This is a genomic window from Streptomyces sp. SP17BM10 (genome assembly GCF_036322405.1).
Classification (GTDB): Bacteria; Actinomycetota; Actinomycetes; order Streptomycetales; family Streptomycetaceae; genus Kitasatospora.
Genome location: NZ_JAQYXB010000623.1, coordinates 289195 through 306209 on the forward strand (window position 1 = coordinate 289195; position 17015 = coordinate 306209).

The window sequence follows — 17015 nt, forward strand, 5'->3', positions numbered from 1 at the left end:
AACCCCCATGCCCCCTCTCGCACCCCCTCCCCCTCGCTTCGCCCTGCTCCACAACCCCGTGAGGACCTACGCCTGGGGCTCACGCACCGCCATCCCCGAGCTGACCGGCAGGGCACCGACCGGAGAGCCCCAGGCCGAACTGTGGATGGGCGCGCATCCGTCGGCCCCGTCCCTCCTCGACACCCCCGCCGGCCCGCAACCACTCGACGCGCTGATCGCCAGGGAGCCGATGACGATGCTCGGCCCCAGCACCGTCCACCACTTCGGCCCGACACTCCCGTTCCTCCTCAAGGTGCTCGCCGCCGACCGGCCCCTGTCCGTCCAGGTGCACCCCACGCGCGAGCAGGCAGCCGCCGGCTTCGACGACGAGGAGGCACGGGGCATCCCCCTCGACGCACCCGACAGAACGTACAAGGACCGCGGGCACAAACCCGAACTGATCTGTGCCCTCAGCGACTTCGAGGCACTGTGCGGCTTCAGGCCGGCCGAGGCCACCGCCACTCTCCTGGACACCCTCGACGTCCCGCTGCTCGAACCCTGGGCCAGCGCCCTCCGCAGCCGCCGCGCCACCGAGGTCCTCCCCGCCCTCCTCCGCAGCGTCCTCGCCGAGAACCGCCCGAACCACCGCGAACTCGGCGCCCTGACCCACCGGTTACGCCGCATCGCGGCCACCGACAGCCCCCACGCCAAGGCCTGCGCCGCCTACGCCCGAGCCGCCGACGAGCACCCCGGCGATCCCGGTCTCATCCCCGCCCTCCTCCTCAACCACATCCGCCTCGCCCCCGGCCAGGCGCTCTACCTGGGAGCCGGCGTCCCGCACGCCTACCTGCGGGGCACAGGAGTCGAGGTGATGGCGAACTCGGACAACGTGCTGCGCTGTGGCCTCACCCCGAAGCACATCGACACGGAAGCCCTCCTGGCCGCGACGTCCTTCCACCCTTCCGAAGCGCACATCCTCACCCCCACCCCGGAAGGCCGATTCCAAGCCCCCGCCGAAGAGTTCAGCCTGACCGGACTCCACCCCACCGAGTCCCCCTCCCGAGCCGACCTCCCCACCCCGCAGATCCTTCTCTGCACGAAAGCCGAAGCAAGCCTCCACTCCCCCGGAGGAGCCGCCCTCGCGCTCCCGCGCGGAGCCGCGGCCTACCTGCGCCCGGGCGCCGGGCCGGTGTGGCTGACCGGCCCGAACGCCGAGGTATTCCGCGCCACCACCGGCACCACCGGCACCACCACCCCGCCGGCTCAAGCGGGCAGCGGGTGGCCGAAGAGCAGGTCGTAGCCGTCGGGGAGCTGGTCGAGCACGCGGTCGACGAGGTCCCCGGGCGCGAGGTCGGCGGTGGTGCTGAGGACGGCCCCGATGTCCCACTTCGCGGTCGCCGGGGTGGCCCCGTCGATCCAGCCGACGACGGCCTCGACGAAGCGCTCGGCGGTGAGCGGGGCACAGGTGGGTGCGGTGTCGCGCAGGAGGGTGGCGTAGGTGGCGGGCAGGATCTCGGCGAGCTCGCCCCGTTCGCCGCCGACCAGGTGCTCCCCGAGCAGGCCGAGCACGACGCGGGTGGCGTGTTCGGCCTCCGCACGGTCCCCGTACTCCCCGCGTTCGACGACGCGGGCGAGGAAGTCCTCCGAGGAAATGGTCATCGCGTCCTCCTTCCGCTCGGCGGGTACCGGCGGGGCGCGGCGCCGGCCACGACGCGACCTGCGCGTGCGGAAAGAAGAACCATCGCAGCACGTGACCAGCACGGAACGTACCGGTGCCCGTGCTGCTCAGCGTACTGCGGAACCGCGGAACCGCGGCCGAGCAGCGGGCGGGCGGGCGGACCGACGCCATTGTCGATCACACCCGGATCGAACCCGGAGCGAATCCGGATCAGACCGCAGAGGCCCGGCAGCGCCGCCGCGCGCGCCGCGCCGCGACAGGCGCGCCGGCACGGGCCGCCACCCACTGCGGAGCCCCGGCCGCAGCCCCGGACCGCGGCACCGTCGGAGCCGCCGGAGCGGCCGCGTCGACCCTCAGCGATTCCGGCATAAACCCGGAGAGAAAACGCCGCTCGTTCTGGCTGAGTTTCCGTGACCGCCCGGATTCGCGGTCCCTGGCGACCACCACGGTTCGGGCCCGCATAAAGACCAGCGGTTCCCGGCAGACATTCACCTCGACGTGCGCGGAACTGCGCCCGATCCGTTCCACGGAGAGCCGGACGGACAATGGCTCGGGCCGGTGGTGCAACTGTTCCAGGTAATCGATCTCGTGCCGCGCGATGATGAATCCGGACGGGAAGAGCGATTCCCGCACGGCGGTCGCGTGGTGGCGGAACAGGTCGTAAATCCCCTCCTGGACGTAGCCGACCAGCCGGGCGTTGTTGATGTGCCCGTTCTCGTCGACGTCGCTCCACCGGGTGGGGCAGGCCAGCACGTGTGCGCCCGGGTGCAGGGCGCTCACTGCTGCGCCGGCCGGGCGCCGGCCTCGGCGGGCAGCAGCGCCCGCTGCAACCTGGCGTAGTAGGCGGACTGTTCGCTCGCCATGCGGGCGGCGGTCCAGCCCTCCTCGGCAGCCTCGGCGGCGGTCTGGACGACCAGGCTGTCGAGCACCGCGTCGACCGAGCGGCACAGTTCGGCGACGGCGGCCAGGCGCTCGGTGACGTCCGCGCCGCCGGCCGCGCTGTGGGCCGGGAAGGCGGCCAGCGAGTCGACCGCGAGGCGCAGATCGTCGACCGCGGGGGGCTGCTGCTCGGAAACGCAATTGCGCATGTTTTCTCCCACAGAAGTCGCGGCAGGGCGGGGCCCGGCCCTGGTCGAATGCGTCGGATTGCGCGGGGGGAACGGTCGGACCACCCCCGGGCGGAACGGACGCTATCCCAGCCCGCACGGCCCGCGACAGGTTTGCGGACGCTCCCGGGAAACTCACTACCATTGGAGTAGTTTGGCGGGGCACAAAATATGCCGCATCAGCCGAATGCCCCGGCGCGGGGCGTGTATTCGCCACCCTCCGCCACCCCTGCGCACCGTTGCCGCCGTCACCAACCCCCGCCCCACCAGCGCGCCTTGTAGAGCTGGGTGCCGCGCAGCACGCGGGTGCCGCCGGGCCGGTGGAAGGTGAGGACGGAGGTGCACCAGTCGCAGGGCGGGGTGTGCTCGGGAGTGACGGTGAGCAGTCGTCCGGTGCCGGGTTCGTCGCCGACGCTCTTGAGGTCCCGCTCGGCGGCGCGGTCCGCGAGGCGGACCCGGGTGAAGCGGCCGGTGGCGGTGTCGTACTGCCAGAGCGCGCCCAGGGTGCTCACCCAGAACCGCCCGGGCGCGGCGAGGACGGGGGCGAGGTCGTGCCCGCCGTGGCCGGGCAGCGGGACGGTGCGGACGGCGGTCAGGGTGGGCGCACCCGGGGTGCCGCCGACGCGCAGGGCGGTCAGCTCGCCGTCGCCGAGCGCCCAGAGCAGGCCGCCGCGCTCGTCCCACTGGACGCCGTGCGCGCCCGGGAGCGGGTACTCGGCGTGTGCGGTGGCCCGCGGACCCTGCGAGGCGGCGTAGAGGCGCACCCAGCCGCCCTCGCTCGCGACGACGGCGACGTCGCCGTCCGGGAGCAGTTCGATGCTGTGCGGGTTGGCCGCCTCACCGACGTCGGTGGCCCAGCGGGTCGTGCGCGTGGCGGTCTCGATCACGGCGGCGAGGCCGCCGGAAGCGGTGACGAGTACGTAGCGCCGCCCGGCCCGTATTCGGGTCTTGACCTCGTCCGGCAGGCTCCAGGTGTGCGCGGGCGCGAGGTCGGCGAGGTCCGGCGCCCGGTCGGCGCTCCAGCTCCAGACGACGGGCGGCAGGTCGGGGCCCCGGTAGGCCGGCAGGTCCTCGGCGTCCGCCAGGACGAGCACGCGCCGCGAGGCCTGGTCGACGACGGCCACCGCCCAGCCGGGCTCGACCGCGTGCGCCCCGGTGGCGGGCGCGCAGAGCAGCAGGGCGCTCAGGCCCACGAGCGTCGTCCTCGGCACGCCACCACCGTGCCGGGCCCGCGTTCCCGCCGCACCACACGCTCCGCCGAACGAGCGCGTGGACCCCGGCCCCGTGCTGGGCCCGGCCACCGGACTCCCCCACCGTCAAGCCTTGGTAAAGTCCGGCCAGGCCCCTGGCAGTACCATTTCACGTATCACATCATGCTCCCCATGAGAAAAGTCATCGCCCTCCTCTCGGCCGTCGCGGCCGTCGCCGCCCTCGGCGGAGCCGCCTCCGCCGCCGAGCCCGACACCGCCGCCCTGGAGGACACCGGCCAGGGCACCCTCGCCTGGAGCTCCTGCAACGACGCCGCCACGCCGGCGCTCCAGTGCGCGATGCTCGACGTGCCCGTGAACTACGCCGACCCGCACGGCCGGAAGATCAAGATCAAGCTCAACCGGCTGCCCGCCACCGCCCCCAAGGACAAGCAGCAGGGCCCGATCCTGCTCAACCCGGGCGGCCCCGGCGACTCCGGGCTCTGGATGCCCGCCTACATCGCGGGGCAGATCCCGCAGGACGTCGCCTCCACCTACGACTGGATCGGCTTCGACCCGCGCGGCACCAACGCCAGCGACCCGCACGTCGTGTGCGACGCCCACTACTTCGACGCCGAGCGGCCCGACTACCAGGTGAGTCAGGGCACGTCGAAGGCGTGGCTGAAGAAGGCCGCCGGGTACGCCGCCGACTGCGCGGCCGACTGGTCCTGGCTGCTGCCGCACATGACGACGGTGGACAACGCGCGCGACATGGACAGCATCCGCCGCGCACTGGGCGTCCAGAAGATCAACTTCTACGGCGGCTCGTGGGGCACCTCGCTGGGCTCGACGTACGGCCAGCTGTTCCCGAAGCACGTCCGCCGGATGGTGCTCGACAGCATCGTCGGACCGACCATCACGTGGTACGACCACAACATCCTGCAGGACAAGGAGCACCAGCGCCGCTTCGACGCCTTCGCCGACTGGGCCGCCAAGGCCGACTCCGTCTACCACCTCGGCACCGACCGGGCCGCCGTCGAGAAGGCGTACGCCCAGGTCGAGGACGCCCTGCGGAAGGACCCGGTCGACGCCGCGCCGGCGCCCGGGAAGATCGGCCCGGCCGAGTTCGAGGACACCTTCTACGGCGGCGGCTACAACTTCCTGCGCTGGCCCCGGATGGCGACCGTCCTGTCCTCCTACCTCGTCCAGCACGACACCCGGCCGCTGAACATCGCCTACAACAAGTACGCCGCGCCCGGCTCCGACGACGGCACGTTCCCGGCCTACAACGCCGCGCAGTGCACCGAGAACGCGTGGCCGCGCGACTGGGAGACCTGGAAGAAGGACCAGGCCAAGGTCAACGCCGAAGCGCCCTTCTACACCTATAACAACATGTGGTACAACGCCGCCTGCATGTTCTGGCCCTACCAGGGCAACCAGGCCGGCCGGCTGAAGATCACCGGCAAGGGCCTCCCGCCCGTCCTCCTCTTCCAGGCCACCGAGGACGCCGCCACCCCGTACGAGGGCGGCCTCGCGATGCACGACGCGCTTCCGGGCAGCAAGCTGGTCGTGCAGGACGGCGGCAGCTTCCACGAGATCCTGTTCCACGGCAACGCGTGCCTGGACGACACCTTCACCGCCTACCTGCGCGACGGCAGCCTCCCCGACGGCAAGGGCCGCATCGCCAAGACCTGTGCCCCGGAGGCCGATCCGACGCCCGTCCTGGTGACGCCCCCGCCGACCCTCACCGCCAGGACCGCGGCCCCGGCGGCGCCGCTGTCGCCCACCGACCCGGAGGCCGTCCACGGCGTCCTGCGGTGACTCCCGCCCGTGCGCCGTCGCCCGGGACGGGGCGACGGCGCACGGGCGGTCCCCGCCGCCTCAGACGAAGTTCTTGTCGATCAGCAGCCGGAGGATCGCCGGGTACTGGTCCGGGAAGTCCATCGGGACGGTGCCGAAGCGGGCCCGCTGGGCCTTCCGCGCGTCGAGGTAGGCGAACACCTCGGGCATGATGAACCGGGCGTTGTGGCGCGGGAAGTTCAGACCGCCCGCGAAGCTGGTGAAGTTGGCGAACATCCGCGTCGCACCCGGATCCAGGGCGGCCTTGTCGAACTGGGCGGTGACGAGCCGCGCCTTCTGGGAGTTCTCGATGCCGTCCCAGCGGTCCTGGGTGTCGAACCAGTCGTTGCCGCCGCTGGACCACTGGATCACCGGCCACGGGTTGTCGAAGTCGGCCGCCAGCACGATCTTCCCCCGCGCCTCGCCCAGGGCCGGCCAGCGGGCGTCCGTCCAGAACCAGCGCCGGAAGCCGAAGTCGTCCAGGTAGTAGTCGATCCGGCGCCGGAACTCGGCCGCGTCGAGCCGGTTGCCGCCCGCGTACTCGTTCTTGATCCGCATCACCACCACCTCCCCCGCGTGCGCGCTCAGGAACGAGGTGCACTGGTTGAGCACGTCCTGGAACCGGATGTACTGGTAGTTGTCGCTGTGGTAGATCCCCAACTCGCTGGCCGTGCCTTCGAGTCCGTTGCAGCGGATGTCCAGGAACCGGATGCCGCGCTGGAGTTGGTCGGGGATCCCCCAGTTCTGGGTGTGCGACCACTCCGTGCCGTGCAGGGGGTCGGTACAACAGGAGTCGTGCGTGCCCGGGATGGTCAGGCCGGTCAGCGGGACGTCGTCGTCCAGGCGGCCCATCCACTCCCGGTCGTCGGCCTCCGCGGCGCGCGGCACGCGGTCCGCCGCGACGGCGGGGCTGGTCAGCGCGCCGACGGCGAGCGCGGCGGCACCGGCCTTCAGGGCTGTGCGGCGGGGCATGAGGCTCATCCGTACTCCCGGACTCGGGGGGGGCACCCACGAGGGGTGCCCGCAGGAGGTGGTGCTCTCACTATGCTCCAACGCGCCCTGAGGGCAAGGAGGTTCACCAGAGCAGGGCCCTCACCGAACCGCCTCCGGACAGCCATGACGACAAGTCGGGAATCATGACGAATGCGGCCGAAGGGCCGAAGCCGCGTGACCACGCCACCGCCGCCGGCGTTGTCAGGCCATCACGCCAGCCCCCGGAGGCACCGCCCATGCGCACCGCCCTGCTCAGCGCCCTGATCCTCGGCGCCCTCGCCGTCCCCACCGCCGCGACGGCCACGCCCGAGGCCCGCGAGGTGAACCAGGGCTACAGCATCCCGGTGGGCACCGTCACCGACCTTGGCGCACTGCCGGTACTGGGCAGCCTCGGACTGGACTTCGCCCGCCTGCTCGGGCAGTAGCCCCCACGGCGACCGGTGCCCGGCCGGCACCCAGCTCCTCCCCGGCGCCCCGGGAACCATCACCCAGGCCGCCAAGATCGCCAAGTCCCGGTTCCCACGGCCCTCGCCGCGTTAGGCTCGAAGCCGCGCGGCGGGGGCCCGCGCGGCTTCGAGCCAGGGGAGGACGCATTGATCGGGGACCTGCTGCCGGACGTCGTGGCGGCCGAAGTCGCGTACGACGACCCGCCGGAGGCCCGACTCGAACCCGCCGAGGCCGCCGTCGTCGCCAAGGCCGTCGACAAGCGCCGCCGCGAGTTCACCACCGCCCGCCACTGCGCCCGCGCCGCACTCACCCGCCTCGGCGTCGCCTACCGGCCGATCATCCCCGGCCACCTGGGCGCGCCGAGCTGGCCGGACGGCGTCGTCGGCAGCCTCACCCACTGCGACGGCTTCCGCGCCGCCGTCGTCGCCCGCGCCACCGACCTCGCCTCCGTCGGCATCGACGCCGAACCCGCACTGCCGCTCCCGGACGACGTACTGGAGATCATCGCCCTCCCCGACGAGCGCCGGCGGATCGCCTCCCTCCTGCTCCTGCGCCCCGACGTCCCGTGGGACCGCATCCTGTTCAGCGCCAAGGAGTCCGTCTACAAGGCGTGGTTCCCCCTGACCGGCAAGTTCCTGGACACCAGCGAGGCCGACCTCATCCTCTCCCCCGACGGCACCTTCACCGCCCGCCTCCTGGTCCCCGGCCCGATCGTCGGCACGCGCCGGATCGAAGGCTTCGAGGGCCGCTGGAAGGTCCACGAGGGCCTCCTGGCCACAGCCATCGCCGTGACCCCCTGACCAAAGCCCCACCCCCTCAACCCACCCCCACACACAAGCCCCGCGCAGCGGCCCCCATCCCCACTATCCTCAGCCTGTGACCGTGACATATGTGATCGATGGCTCCCTGGTCGGCAACCTCGACGACTTCTGGAAGGTCGTGGGCGAATCCATCGGCTGCGGCGGCTACTTCGGCCGGAACCTCGACGCCTTCGCAGACTGCCTGCGCGGCGGCTTCGGCACGCCCGACGACGGCGACTACGCGATCGAGTGGCAGCACCACGAGGTGTCCCGGCGCAACCTCGGCTACCCCGAGACCGTCCGCCAGCTGGAGGACCGTCTCACCCGCTGCCACTTCACCAACCGGGAGCGGGTGGCCGCCGACCTCGCCGAGGCCAGGGCCGGCCGCGGTCCGACGGTGTTCGACTGGCTGGTGCGGATCATCGAGGAGGAGCTCCCCGGCGGCCTGCGCCTCACCTGAGGAAGGACGACTCCTTCAGACCTCCGCAGCCTCCCTCAGAACACGTCCGACAGCCGCACGAACCGCCGCCCCGCCGCCAGCAGCCCGGGCAGGGCCGCCGCGAAGCCACGGGCGGTGCCGCCGCCCGGGTGGTTCATGTGGGCGATGACGATCGACCCCGGCGGGGCCGCCGCCACCTCCTGCCGGACCTCGGTGGCGGTGAGGGTGGCCCCGCCGTCGCCGTTGACGGTGAAGCCCGCGACGCGTTCGCCGAGGTCGGCGACCACCTTCGTCGCGACGTCGTCGTAGTGGGCGGTGCCGGAGCGGAAGAAGCGGGGCGGGCGGCCGAGCAGTTCGGTGAGTTTGTGGGCGTTGCCGGCGACCTCGTCGTACACCTCGCCGACGTCCCGGGTGCCGGCGATGCCGTAGGCCGAGCGGCCGGTGACGGAGAGCGGGCGGTGGACGGTGCCGTGGTTGCCGATCTCGAAGAGCGGGTCGGCGGCGAGGTGCTCGAACTCGGCGGGGTTGGCGTCGATCCAGCGGGCGTTGAGGAAGAGCGTGGCGGGCACGGAGTGCGCCCGCAGGAAGTCGATCAGGTCGGCGTCGTACCCGCTGCCGCCCGAGCCGCCGCAGGCGTCGAAGGTGAGCGCGGTCGCCTGCTGCCCCGCGGGCAGATCGCCGGTCACCCCGGCGACGTCCAGCCCCCACTCCGTGGGTGCCGCGCCACCGTAGCGGGCGACGGCCTCCGCCCTGGTGAGCTCGTGCGGCACAGCGGAGGCCGTGGCCGGCGGTGAAGGAACAGCGGAGACGGACGGCGAACCCGAAGCCGGAACGACCGCCGCCCCGACCGAGGCGGACGCCACCCCCACCGAGGCGGACGCCGCCCCCAAGCCACCCTTGGCGCCCCCGCACCCCGCCAGCGTGCTCCCGGCCATCGCCGCCAGCAGGGCCCGCCGACTGAGTGACACACCGACCTCCACGATGATCCGACTGCCTGACCGTCTGCTTCTATGAACCGGTCGATCCTCGCCCGCCGCAACCCGCCCCCGCCGTAGCGACACGGCCCGCCGGCCGCGGTCGGGCCCGCTTTCACCGGCCCGCCCCGCCACCGTGGGGCCCGGCTCACCCGGGGTTCACCGCCACGGGTAGGGACACGGGCGAAGCCGCACCCCTCCCGACACCGGAGGCCCCGATGCCCGCCACGCCCGAGCACCCCACCCCCGAGCACCCGACACCGCCCCGGACCGACCAGACCGACCAGACCGACCCGCCCGACCTGCCCACCTTCCCCGACCACCCCGACCACCCCAACCGCCTCCCCGCCCGCCGCACCCTCCTCCGCACCGGCCTCGCCACCGGCGCCGCGGCCGCCCTGGGTTCAACCACCCCGACCCCCGCCTCAGCAGAGGCGTCCCGACCCGCCGACCGAACCCTCACCCTCACCGGCCACCTCCCCACCGGCTCCCCCGACTTCGTCCACCTCCCCGTCGAAGTCCCGGACGGCGTCCGTGAGATCGCGGTCTCCTACACCTACGACAAACCCCCGGTCCCGACCGGCACCCCCGGCAACTCGTGCGACATCGGCGTCTTCGACGAGCGCGGGACGGACCTCGGCGGCCCGGGCTTCCGCGGCTGGTCCGGCGGCTTCCGCACGGAATTCCGCATCGCGCGCGACTCCGCGACCCCGGGCTACCTGCCGGGCCCGGTCGGCGCGGGCACGTGGCACGTGGTGCTCGGCCCCTACCAGGTAGCGCCGCAGGGCCTCGACTACCGGGTCGACGTCACCCTCCGGTTCGGCGAGCCGGGCCCGGAGTTCGCACCGTCGTACCCCGCCGAGCGGGCCCGGGGCCGCGGCCGCGCCTGGTACCGCGGCGACTGCCACCTGCACACGGTGCACTCGGACGGCCGGAGGCTGCCGGAGGAGGTGGCGGCCGGAGCCCGCGCCGCCGGCCTGGACTTCATCGTCTCCACCGACCACAACACCAGCTCCTCGCACGCCGTGTGGGGCCCGTTGGCCGGCCCCGACCTGCTGATCGTCCCGGGCGAGGAGATCACCACCCGCAACGGCCACTGGCTGGCGCTCGGCCTCCCGGCGGGCGAGTTCGTCGACTGGCGCTACCGCTCGCGCGACGAGGCCTTCCCGCGCTTCGTCCGCCAGGTGCACCGCTCCGGCGGCCTGGTGGTGCCCGCGCACCCGTACTGTCCGTACGTCGCGTGCCAGTGGAAGTTCGGCTACGAGCAGGCGGACGCGGTCGAGGTCTGGAACGGGCCCTGGACGTACGACGACGAGTCGGCCGTGGACACGTGGGACGCACGGCTCGCGGTGGCCCTGCGGGACGGCCGCTCCTGGCTGCCGGCGATGGGCAACAGCGACGCGCACAGCGCGCCGCAGGTGATCGGCCTGCCGCACAACGTGGTGCTGGCCGAGGACCTCACCCGGGACGCGGTCCTCGACGGGCTGCGCGCCGGGCGCAGCTGGCTGGCCGAATCGGCGGCCGTGCGGCTGGAGTTCACCGTGACGGGGGACGGCCGTCAGGCCGGCATCGGCGAGGAGCTGGCCGTCCCGGCGGACGCGCCGCTGGACGTGCGGCTCGATGTGTCCGGGGTGCCGGGCGGGACGGTGCGGTTCCTGACCGACGAGGGCCAGCTGCACCAGGAGTCGCTGCCGGCGGGCGGCGCGGGCACGGTCGTGTGGCGGACGACGGCCTCGCTCGCCGCGTACGTCCGGGCCGAGGTGCGCCACCCGCGGGCGGACGGGTCGCCGGGCCGGGGCAACACGATGGGCGAGGAGCTGCCGTGGGGCCCCATGGCGGCGCTGACCAACCCGATCGTGCTGCGCGCCGAGGACCGCTGAGCTCGCACGCCCGACACCGCCGGGCGCGGCCCGGGGCCGGACGGGGGACGACTCGGGGCACCCGGGTGGACTAGGTTGATCCCCGAAAGCATCAGTCGTAGGGACGAGGCGGTCGGCTGTCCGCATCCGGACCACCGTCCGGACCAGGGCCGCTGCCCGCATCGGGGCCGCCCGGCCCGCTCGCACTCCGACCGCCTCGCCCCGGCTACCCGTCCGTCCCCGGCCCGCGAAGGGATCAGCAGCTGTGAACCGTACGACCGTAGGTGGGCCGGAGCTCGGGGGCGGCCGGGGCGCCGGCGGTGTCGTCGTCCTCGTCGACCCGTCGGGCGCCGGACAGAGCCGGGTGGCCGCGCTGCTCGCCGAGGAGCTGCACCCGAGCGTCCACCTGCGGACGGACGACTTCGTGCGCGTCATCCGCCGGGGCCGGATCGCCCCCGGGCTGCCGGGGGCCGAGCGCCAGGACGCGACCGCGCTGGCGGCCGCCGCGCAGGCGGCGTTCGCGTACGCGACCGGGGGCTACCAGGTCGTCGTGGAGTGCCCGGCCGCGCCGCCGGCGCTCGACACGTTCCGCCGCGAGAGCCGCACGACCGGCGCCGCGCTGCACTACGTGACACTCGAAGCGGACGCCCCCGGCACCCCCGAGGCGGCCGCCGAAACGACCGAAACGATCCTGACCGCGCTCGGTGAGGGCGCCCACCTGCTCGGCTGGTGAGCCCCACCGGCACGGGGCCCCGACCGCACGCACGATCAGGGCCTCGTGCACGTCCCGAAGGTCAGCTGAGCGTGCGGGCGGCAGCGGCGTCGTAGGAACGCAGGTCGCCGAAGCGGCCCGCGAGGACCTTGGCGGCCCACTCCGGGTCCTGGAGGAGGGCACGGCCGACGGCGACCAGGTCGAACTCGTCGCGCTCCAGGCGGTCCAGCAGGTCGTCGATGCTCTGGACGGGGGCTCCCTGGCCCATGAAGTGGCCGACGAAGTCGCCGTCGAGGCCGACGGAGCCGACGGTGATGGCCGGGCGGCCGGTGAGCTTGCGGCTCCAGCCGGCCAGGTTGAGGTCGGAGCCCTCGAACTCGGGGACCCAGTAGCGGCGGGTCGACGCGTGGAAGGCGTCCACGCCGGCCTCGGCCAGCGGGGTGAGGATCGCCTCCAGCTCCTCCGGCGTCTCGGCGAGGCGGGCGTCGTAGTTCTCCAGCTTCCACTGGGAGTAGCGGAAGATCACCGGGAACTCGGGGGAGACGGCCTCGCGCACCGCGGCGACGATCTCGGCGGCGAACCTGGTCCGGGCGACCGGGTCGCCGCCGTAGGCGTCGGTGCGGCGGTTGGTCCCCGCCCACAGGAACTGGTCGATCAGGTAGCCGTGGGCGCCGTGCAGCTCGATGCCGTCGAAGCCGATGCGCTCGGCGGCCGCGGCGGCCGCGGCGAAGGCGCCGATCACGTCGTCGAGGTCGGTGCGGGTCATCGCCCGGCCGCTGCCCTCGGTGCCGTCCAGGCGGATGCCGGAGGGGCCGACCGCCGGAGCGTCGGCGACCGGCGGGTCCCCCTGCTTGCGGGCCATGCCGATGTGCCAGAGCTGCGGCACGATCGTGCCGCCCGCCGCGTGGACGTCCTCGGCGACCTTGGCCCACCCGGCCAGTTGCTCCTCGCCGTGGAAGCGCGGGATGTCGTCGGCCTGGCCGGCCGAGTCGTGGCCGACGTAGGTGCCCTCGGTGACGATCAGGCCGACGCCCGCGGCGGCGCGCCGGGCGTAGTACGAGCGCACGTCCTCGCCGGGCACGCCGCCCGGCGAGAACCGGCGCGTCATGGGCGCCATGGCGATGCGGTTGGGCACGGTCAGCCCGTTGATCGTGACGGGCCGGGACAGGATCCGGGCGGCGCGGGCAGCGGCGGAATCGGCGGACGCGGCGGGCTCGGTGACGGTCATGGGGTTCCTCGTGGGTACCGGTGGGCGTGCACGGAATCGTGAACGGTCGCCCGTGCCAACCACCTGATCGGCCGCCGCATTTCGCCGCGCGCGAGGAGGACGCTGTGATCCGCGCCACTGCCCCGCCGCTGCCCTCGCGGACGCGTCCGGCGCCCGCTACGCCCCGACGGTGCCGTCGATGCCCTCGCGCAGGAAGTCGGCGTGCCCGTTGTGCCGGGCGTACTCGTGGATGAGGTGCAGCATCACGAGGCGCAGCGAGACCGTCTCCCCCCAGCGCGGCTGGTAGCCCGTCACGTCCAGGGACTGCGCCTCGCGCTCGATCCGGCGCGCGTGCTCGACCTCGGCCCGCCACGCGGCGAAGGCCTCGCGCCGGGTGGCGCCGGTGGCGTCGTACGCGGCCTGGTAGTCGCCCTCGGGCGACCAGACGAGCGGGACGTCCTCGCCGCCGATGACCCGCCGGAACCACGTGCGCTCGACCTCGGCCATGTGCCGCACCAGCCCGAGGAGGCTGAGGGTGGACGGCGGGCTGGACCGCAGGCGCAGTTGTTCGTCCGTCAGGCCCTCGCACTTCATGGCGAGCGTCGCGCGGTGGAAGTCGAGGAACGCGCGCAGGGTCTCGCGTTCGCCGCCGGTCAGCGGGGGCTTGGGGCGGTTGTCGGTGTCCACGTGGTCACTCTCTCCTCGGTCCGCGAGATCACGGCGGACTGTAGCCGACGGCGACCCCACCGGCACCACATTTCCCTGACGCCTCTCCGCAATCACCCGACTCCGCCGCGTTCGCACCTTCGCCGGTTTGGGTACGTACCGCGGCGCGCCGGACGAGCGGCGTGCGACGACCCTCCAAACCCGACGACACCCCTCCGGACCCGACGACACCCCGAAGGCAGGACACCATGGATCAGAGCCGGATCCCTCCCACCGTGCACCGGACGTACGGCACGGACGACCTGAGCCGGGCCGCGAGCTTCGCGGGCGGCTTCATCAACTTCGGCGACTGGCACGGGATCGACCTCGCCGCGCCGACGCCGGAGGACCGGGTGCACAGCCAGGAGCAGTTGTACCGCAGGGTGCTGCGCGCCTTCCCCGAACCCCGCGACCAGCTGCGGCTGGCGGAGGTCGGCTGCGGGCGCGGACTGGGCGCGGCGCTCGCGCTGCGCGAGTTCAGATTCGCGGCCGTGACGGGCGTCGACATCCACCCGGACCAGATCGAACGCGCCCGCACGGTGAACGCCAAGGCACTCGCCACCTACCCGGACCGGCTCGCCTACACCCTCGGCCGAGCGGATGAACTTCCCTTTGCCGCAGGCTCGTTGGACGGGGTCTACTCCGTCGAGGCGGCCCAGCACTTCCGCGAGCTGACGGGCTTCGCCCATGAGGCGGCCCGGGTGCTGAGGCCGGGCGGCCGGCTGGTGGTGACGACGTTCTTCGCGGCCGCCGGCCCGGAGGCCGCCGAGCGGCTGAGCCTCCTGCTGGGCAGCTTCGCCGACGGGCTGGACGTGGCCCACCCACTGGACGGCTTCACGGCCGACCTCGCGACGGCCGGGTTCACCGGCGTCATCACGGAGTCGATCGGCGCGGCCGTGTGGCCCGGCCTCGACCGCTACCTGGCGGACACCGTCCCGGCCGGGCACTGGACGCGCAACTTCCTCGGCGCCTGGCGGGACGGCCTGCTCGACTACCACGTCGTCACCGCCGACCGCTCCTGAGCCCACCTGGACGGACCCGGCGCGCGCCCCGGAGAACGTTCCTGTTGATGGCGGTGCCGAACAGCACCGCCATCAACAGGAACGGGCCCACTGAGCGATCGAGTGCAGTCCGGAGGTCACCCCAGGGGTCGAGCCAGGGTTCAGGCCAGGACTCAGGCCGGCGCCCCGTCCGCCCCGGCCGCCATCCGCCGCACGAGGTGCACGATGCCAGGCACGGGGAAGAGCAGCAGGAACAGGTTCGGCAGCCACCAGGCCACCGAGAAGTCCCCGCGCAGCGCCCAGAACGCGACCGCCTGCAGCCCGGCCGTGCTGGTGAGCGCGAGCGAGACCAGCATCAGCGGCCGGGCCCCGCCCGCCGCGCCGCGGCGGCCGAGCCGCAGCGCGGTGAGGCCGGTGGCGCTCGCGAGCACGTCCAGCAGCACGAAGGAGTAGTTCCAGTCGCTCAGAACCGGGTTGTCGTAGTCCTTGTACGCGTACTCGGCCGGGACGAGGGCCAGCAGCGTGGCCGCCCAGTACAGCAGGAAGCCGACGTCGGTGACGAGCATCGACGCCTTCGTGAAGCGCAGCACCCGGCTCGGGGCGGACGTGGCACGCATGGGGACTCCTCTGCCGCGGGTCGTACCGTCATTCGTGGCTCATCCCCCCGCCGAGGTACATCACCGCGACGCCGGCCACGACCAGCACCGCCCCGGCCACCGAGGCCGGCTTGACCGGCTCGCCGAAGGCGACCACCCCGCCGACGAGCGCGCCCACCGTGCCGAGGCCGGACCAGACCGCGTACACCGGCCCCACGTTCAGCGACTTGAGCGCCTGCGCGAGCAGCACGAAGGCCGCGACGTAGCCGATCGCGACGACCACGCTGGGCATCAGCCGGGTGAGACCGTGCGAGGCGCGCAGCGCCAGGGTGGCCGTGACCTCGGCGCAGATCGCCGCTCCGACCAGAAGGTATGCCGTCATGCCGTCCGTCCCCCGTCATCGTGGTGACTCGGCCGGACGGGGTGGTCCCGTCCGGGTCGACCGGCCGGGCGACCCCCTCGATCGCCCGGCTCCGTGCGGTGTCACTCGGGTCCTGCTGGGGTGGTGCTCGGGTCGTTGCTCGGGTCGTGCGGTGTGAACGGGGCGCGTGCGCTACGTGAAATCTCGGTTTCCCGGATCCGCCCGCCGCGCGAAACCGCTTTCCCCTCGCGTGAGTTCGACGATCAGCGCGCGCAGCCGTCGGTGCAGGTCGTCGTGCGGGGTGGCGAGGCCGAGCAGCCGGGACGTCCACCAGCCGTCGACCGCGAAGCGGACGAGCGTCGCGACGGCCGGATCCAGCCCGTTGTCCACGAGCCGTCGCTGCCACCGGTCGTAGCGCTCGCGCAGCACGTCGAGCACCTCGGGCCCGCCGGCCGCGGCGAGCAGGGCGACCGGCACCTGGTCGGCACCGCTGGTGTCCCCGGCGGGCGACTCCGCCGGGATGCTGGCGTCCAGCCAGGCGAGCGCGAACGCGCCGGCCGGCGCGTCCGGAGCGGGCAGTACGGCCTCGAACCGGTCCGCGAGGCGCTCGACGACGCCCTGGACGAGCGCCCGCTTGCTGGGGAAGTGGTGCAGCAGCCCGCCCTTGCTCACGCCGGCCTCGACGGCGACGGCGTCCAGGCGCACCGCGTCGACACCCCCTCGCACCAGAAGCCGCTCGACGGCGTCGAGCAGTTGATCACGCACCGGTGGTTCCCTCTCTCCGTGTGACAAACCGTCCAGACGGTCGGACGCAGCCTAGCAGACCGGCGAGTACCAGACAGAAACGCCAACGCGCCACCGCCGAATGGTTGTTGACAGCCTCCATCGCGCATGCTTTCGTTTCCTCGGCCGACGGCGGAGAAACGGCGGAAGCTCCACCTGTCAGCGGTCTCATGTTTGCTGCGCACGATGATCGAAAAGGCGGCCCGGGAATTCACCCGAGCCGGGGGGAACGCTCTTCGACATCCACGGGGGATCATTGCGAGCCATGCGGTTCCGGCTGCTTCCACGCGGGTTCGGCGAGGGCCGGCACGACTGCGGACGGCCCTTGACCCACTGACCGGCGAGCAGC

General features: G+C 73.2%; 19 protein-coding genes. 8 read left to right on the forward strand and 11 right to left on the reverse strand.

Going from position 1 to position 17015, the window contains the following annotated elements; all coding sequences use genetic code 11:
- Positions 1-7 precede the first annotated feature (7 nt).
- Positions 8-1279 carry a mannose-6-phosphate isomerase, class I gene (gene manA, locus PUR71_RS25745; protein ID WP_329929486.1) on the forward strand — a complete coding sequence of 424 codons (1272 nt, stop codon included), beginning with the start codon at positions 8-10 and terminating at the stop codon, positions 1277-1279.
- Here manA and PUR71_RS25750 read toward each other — a convergent pair.
- The 4 genes from PUR71_RS25750 to PUR71_RS25765 form a co-directional block, all read right to left on the reverse strand.
- Positions 1243-1638, reverse strand: coding sequence for a DUF2267 domain-containing protein (locus tag PUR71_RS25750; RefSeq protein WP_329929487.1), 396 nt, complete (start codon positions 1636-1638; stop codon positions 1243-1245). The genes manA and PUR71_RS25750 overlap by 37 nt on opposite strands.
- Positions 1639-1867: 229 nt before the next feature.
- Positions 1868-2437, reverse strand: a complete 570-nt coding sequence (locus PUR71_RS25755) for an acyl-CoA thioesterase (protein ID WP_329929488.1) — start codon at positions 2435-2437, stop codon at positions 1868-1870.
- Entirely contained in the window at positions 2434-2745 is a 312-nt protein-coding gene (locus PUR71_RS25760) for a hypothetical protein (protein ID WP_329929489.1), read from the reverse strand. The genes PUR71_RS25755 and PUR71_RS25760 overlap by 4 nt, the downstream gene beginning before the upstream one ends.
- Positions 2746-3011: 266 nt before the next feature.
- Complete coding sequence (locus PUR71_RS25765) at positions 3012-3974, reverse strand: DUF6528 family protein (protein ID WP_329929490.1); 963 nt, start codon at positions 3972-3974, stop codon at positions 3012-3014.
- Positions 3975-4145: 171 nt separating this feature from the next.
- Between PUR71_RS25765 and PUR71_RS25770 the strand changes: the two genes are divergently transcribed.
- Entirely contained in the window at positions 4146-5771 is a 1626-nt protein-coding gene (locus tag PUR71_RS25770; protein WP_329929491.1) for an alpha/beta hydrolase, read from the forward strand.
- A 60-nt stretch (positions 5772-5831) separates the two neighbouring features.
- On the opposite strand, the gene PUR71_RS25775 is transcribed toward PUR71_RS25770, so the two are convergent.
- The gene (locus tag PUR71_RS25775; protein ID WP_329929492.1) at positions 5832-6770 is read right to left on the reverse strand and encodes a phosphatidylinositol-specific phospholipase C; all 939 of its coding nucleotides are present in this window, start codon (positions 6768-6770) and stop codon (positions 5832-5834) included.
- 248 nt (positions 6771-7018) lie between these two features.
- Here PUR71_RS25775 and PUR71_RS25780 point away from each other — a divergent pair, with 248 nt between their 5' ends.
- From PUR71_RS25780 to PUR71_RS25790, 3 genes are all read left to right on the forward strand, one after another.
- The gene (locus PUR71_RS25780; RefSeq protein WP_329929493.1) at positions 7019-7207 is read left to right on the forward strand and encodes a hypothetical protein; all 189 of its coding nucleotides are present in this window, start codon (positions 7019-7021) and stop codon (positions 7205-7207) included.
- A gap of 168 nt (positions 7208-7375) precedes the next feature.
- Positions 7376-8029 carry a 4'-phosphopantetheinyl transferase family protein gene (locus PUR71_RS25785; RefSeq protein WP_329929494.1) on the forward strand — a complete coding sequence of 218 codons (654 nt, stop codon included), beginning with the start codon at positions 7376-7378 and terminating at the stop codon, positions 8027-8029.
- A gap of 76 nt (positions 8030-8105) precedes the next feature.
- On the forward strand, positions 8106-8489 hold the full coding sequence (locus PUR71_RS25790) for a barstar family protein (protein WP_329929495.1): 384 nt from the start codon (positions 8106-8108) through the stop codon (positions 8487-8489).
- Positions 8490-8524: 35 nt separating this feature from the next.
- On the opposite strand, the gene PUR71_RS25795 is transcribed toward PUR71_RS25790, so the two are convergent.
- Positions 8525-9238, reverse strand: coding sequence for a polysaccharide deacetylase family protein (locus PUR71_RS25795; RefSeq protein ID WP_329929496.1), 714 nt, complete (start codon positions 9236-9238; stop codon positions 8525-8527).
- Positions 9239-9660: 422 nt separating this feature from the next.
- On the opposite strand from PUR71_RS25795, the gene PUR71_RS25800 reads away from it, so the two are divergent.
- Complete coding sequence (locus PUR71_RS25800) at positions 9661-11322, forward strand: CehA/McbA family metallohydrolase (RefSeq protein ID WP_329929497.1); 1662 nt, start codon at positions 9661-9663, stop codon at positions 11320-11322.
- 244 nt (positions 11323-11566) lie between these two features.
- Complete coding sequence (locus PUR71_RS25805) at positions 11567-12034, forward strand: hypothetical protein (RefSeq protein ID WP_329929498.1); 468 nt, start codon at positions 11567-11569, stop codon at positions 12032-12034.
- Positions 12035-12095: 61 nt separating this feature from the next.
- Here PUR71_RS25805 and PUR71_RS25810 read toward each other — a convergent pair whose 3' ends face one another.
- On the reverse strand, positions 12096-13241 hold the full coding sequence (locus PUR71_RS25810) for an NADH:flavin oxidoreductase (RefSeq protein WP_329929499.1): 1146 nt from the start codon (positions 13239-13241) through the stop codon (positions 12096-12098).
- 156 nt (positions 13242-13397) lie between these two features.
- Positions 13398-13907 (reverse strand): DinB family protein, encoded by a 510-nt coding sequence (locus PUR71_RS25815; RefSeq protein ID WP_329929500.1) that lies wholly within the window; start codon positions 13905-13907, stop codon positions 13398-13400.
- A gap of 227 nt (positions 13908-14134) precedes the next feature.
- Between PUR71_RS25815 and PUR71_RS25820 the strand changes: the two genes are divergently transcribed.
- Positions 14135-14947 (forward strand): class I SAM-dependent methyltransferase, encoded by an 813-nt coding sequence (locus PUR71_RS25820; RefSeq protein ID WP_329929501.1) that lies wholly within the window; start codon positions 14135-14137, stop codon positions 14945-14947.
- Positions 14948-15099: 152 nt separating this feature from the next.
- Here the strand turns inward: PUR71_RS25820 and PUR71_RS25825 are convergent, their stop codons facing one another.
- The 3 genes from PUR71_RS25825 to PUR71_RS25835 form a co-directional block, all read right to left on the reverse strand.
- Positions 15100-15543: a DUF5360 family protein gene (locus PUR71_RS25825; RefSeq protein WP_329929502.1), complete on the reverse strand. Its 444-nt coding sequence runs from the start codon at positions 15541-15543 to the stop codon at positions 15100-15102.
- Between the two features lie 28 nt (positions 15544-15571).
- Entirely contained in the window at positions 15572-15904 is a 333-nt protein-coding gene (locus PUR71_RS25830) for a DMT family transporter (RefSeq protein WP_329929503.1), read from the reverse strand.
- A gap of 171 nt (positions 15905-16075) precedes the next feature.
- Positions 16076-16648, reverse strand: a complete 573-nt coding sequence (locus tag PUR71_RS25835) for a TetR/AcrR family transcriptional regulator (RefSeq protein ID WP_329929504.1) — start codon at positions 16646-16648, stop codon at positions 16076-16078.
- Positions 16649-17015: the final 367 nt, after the last annotated feature.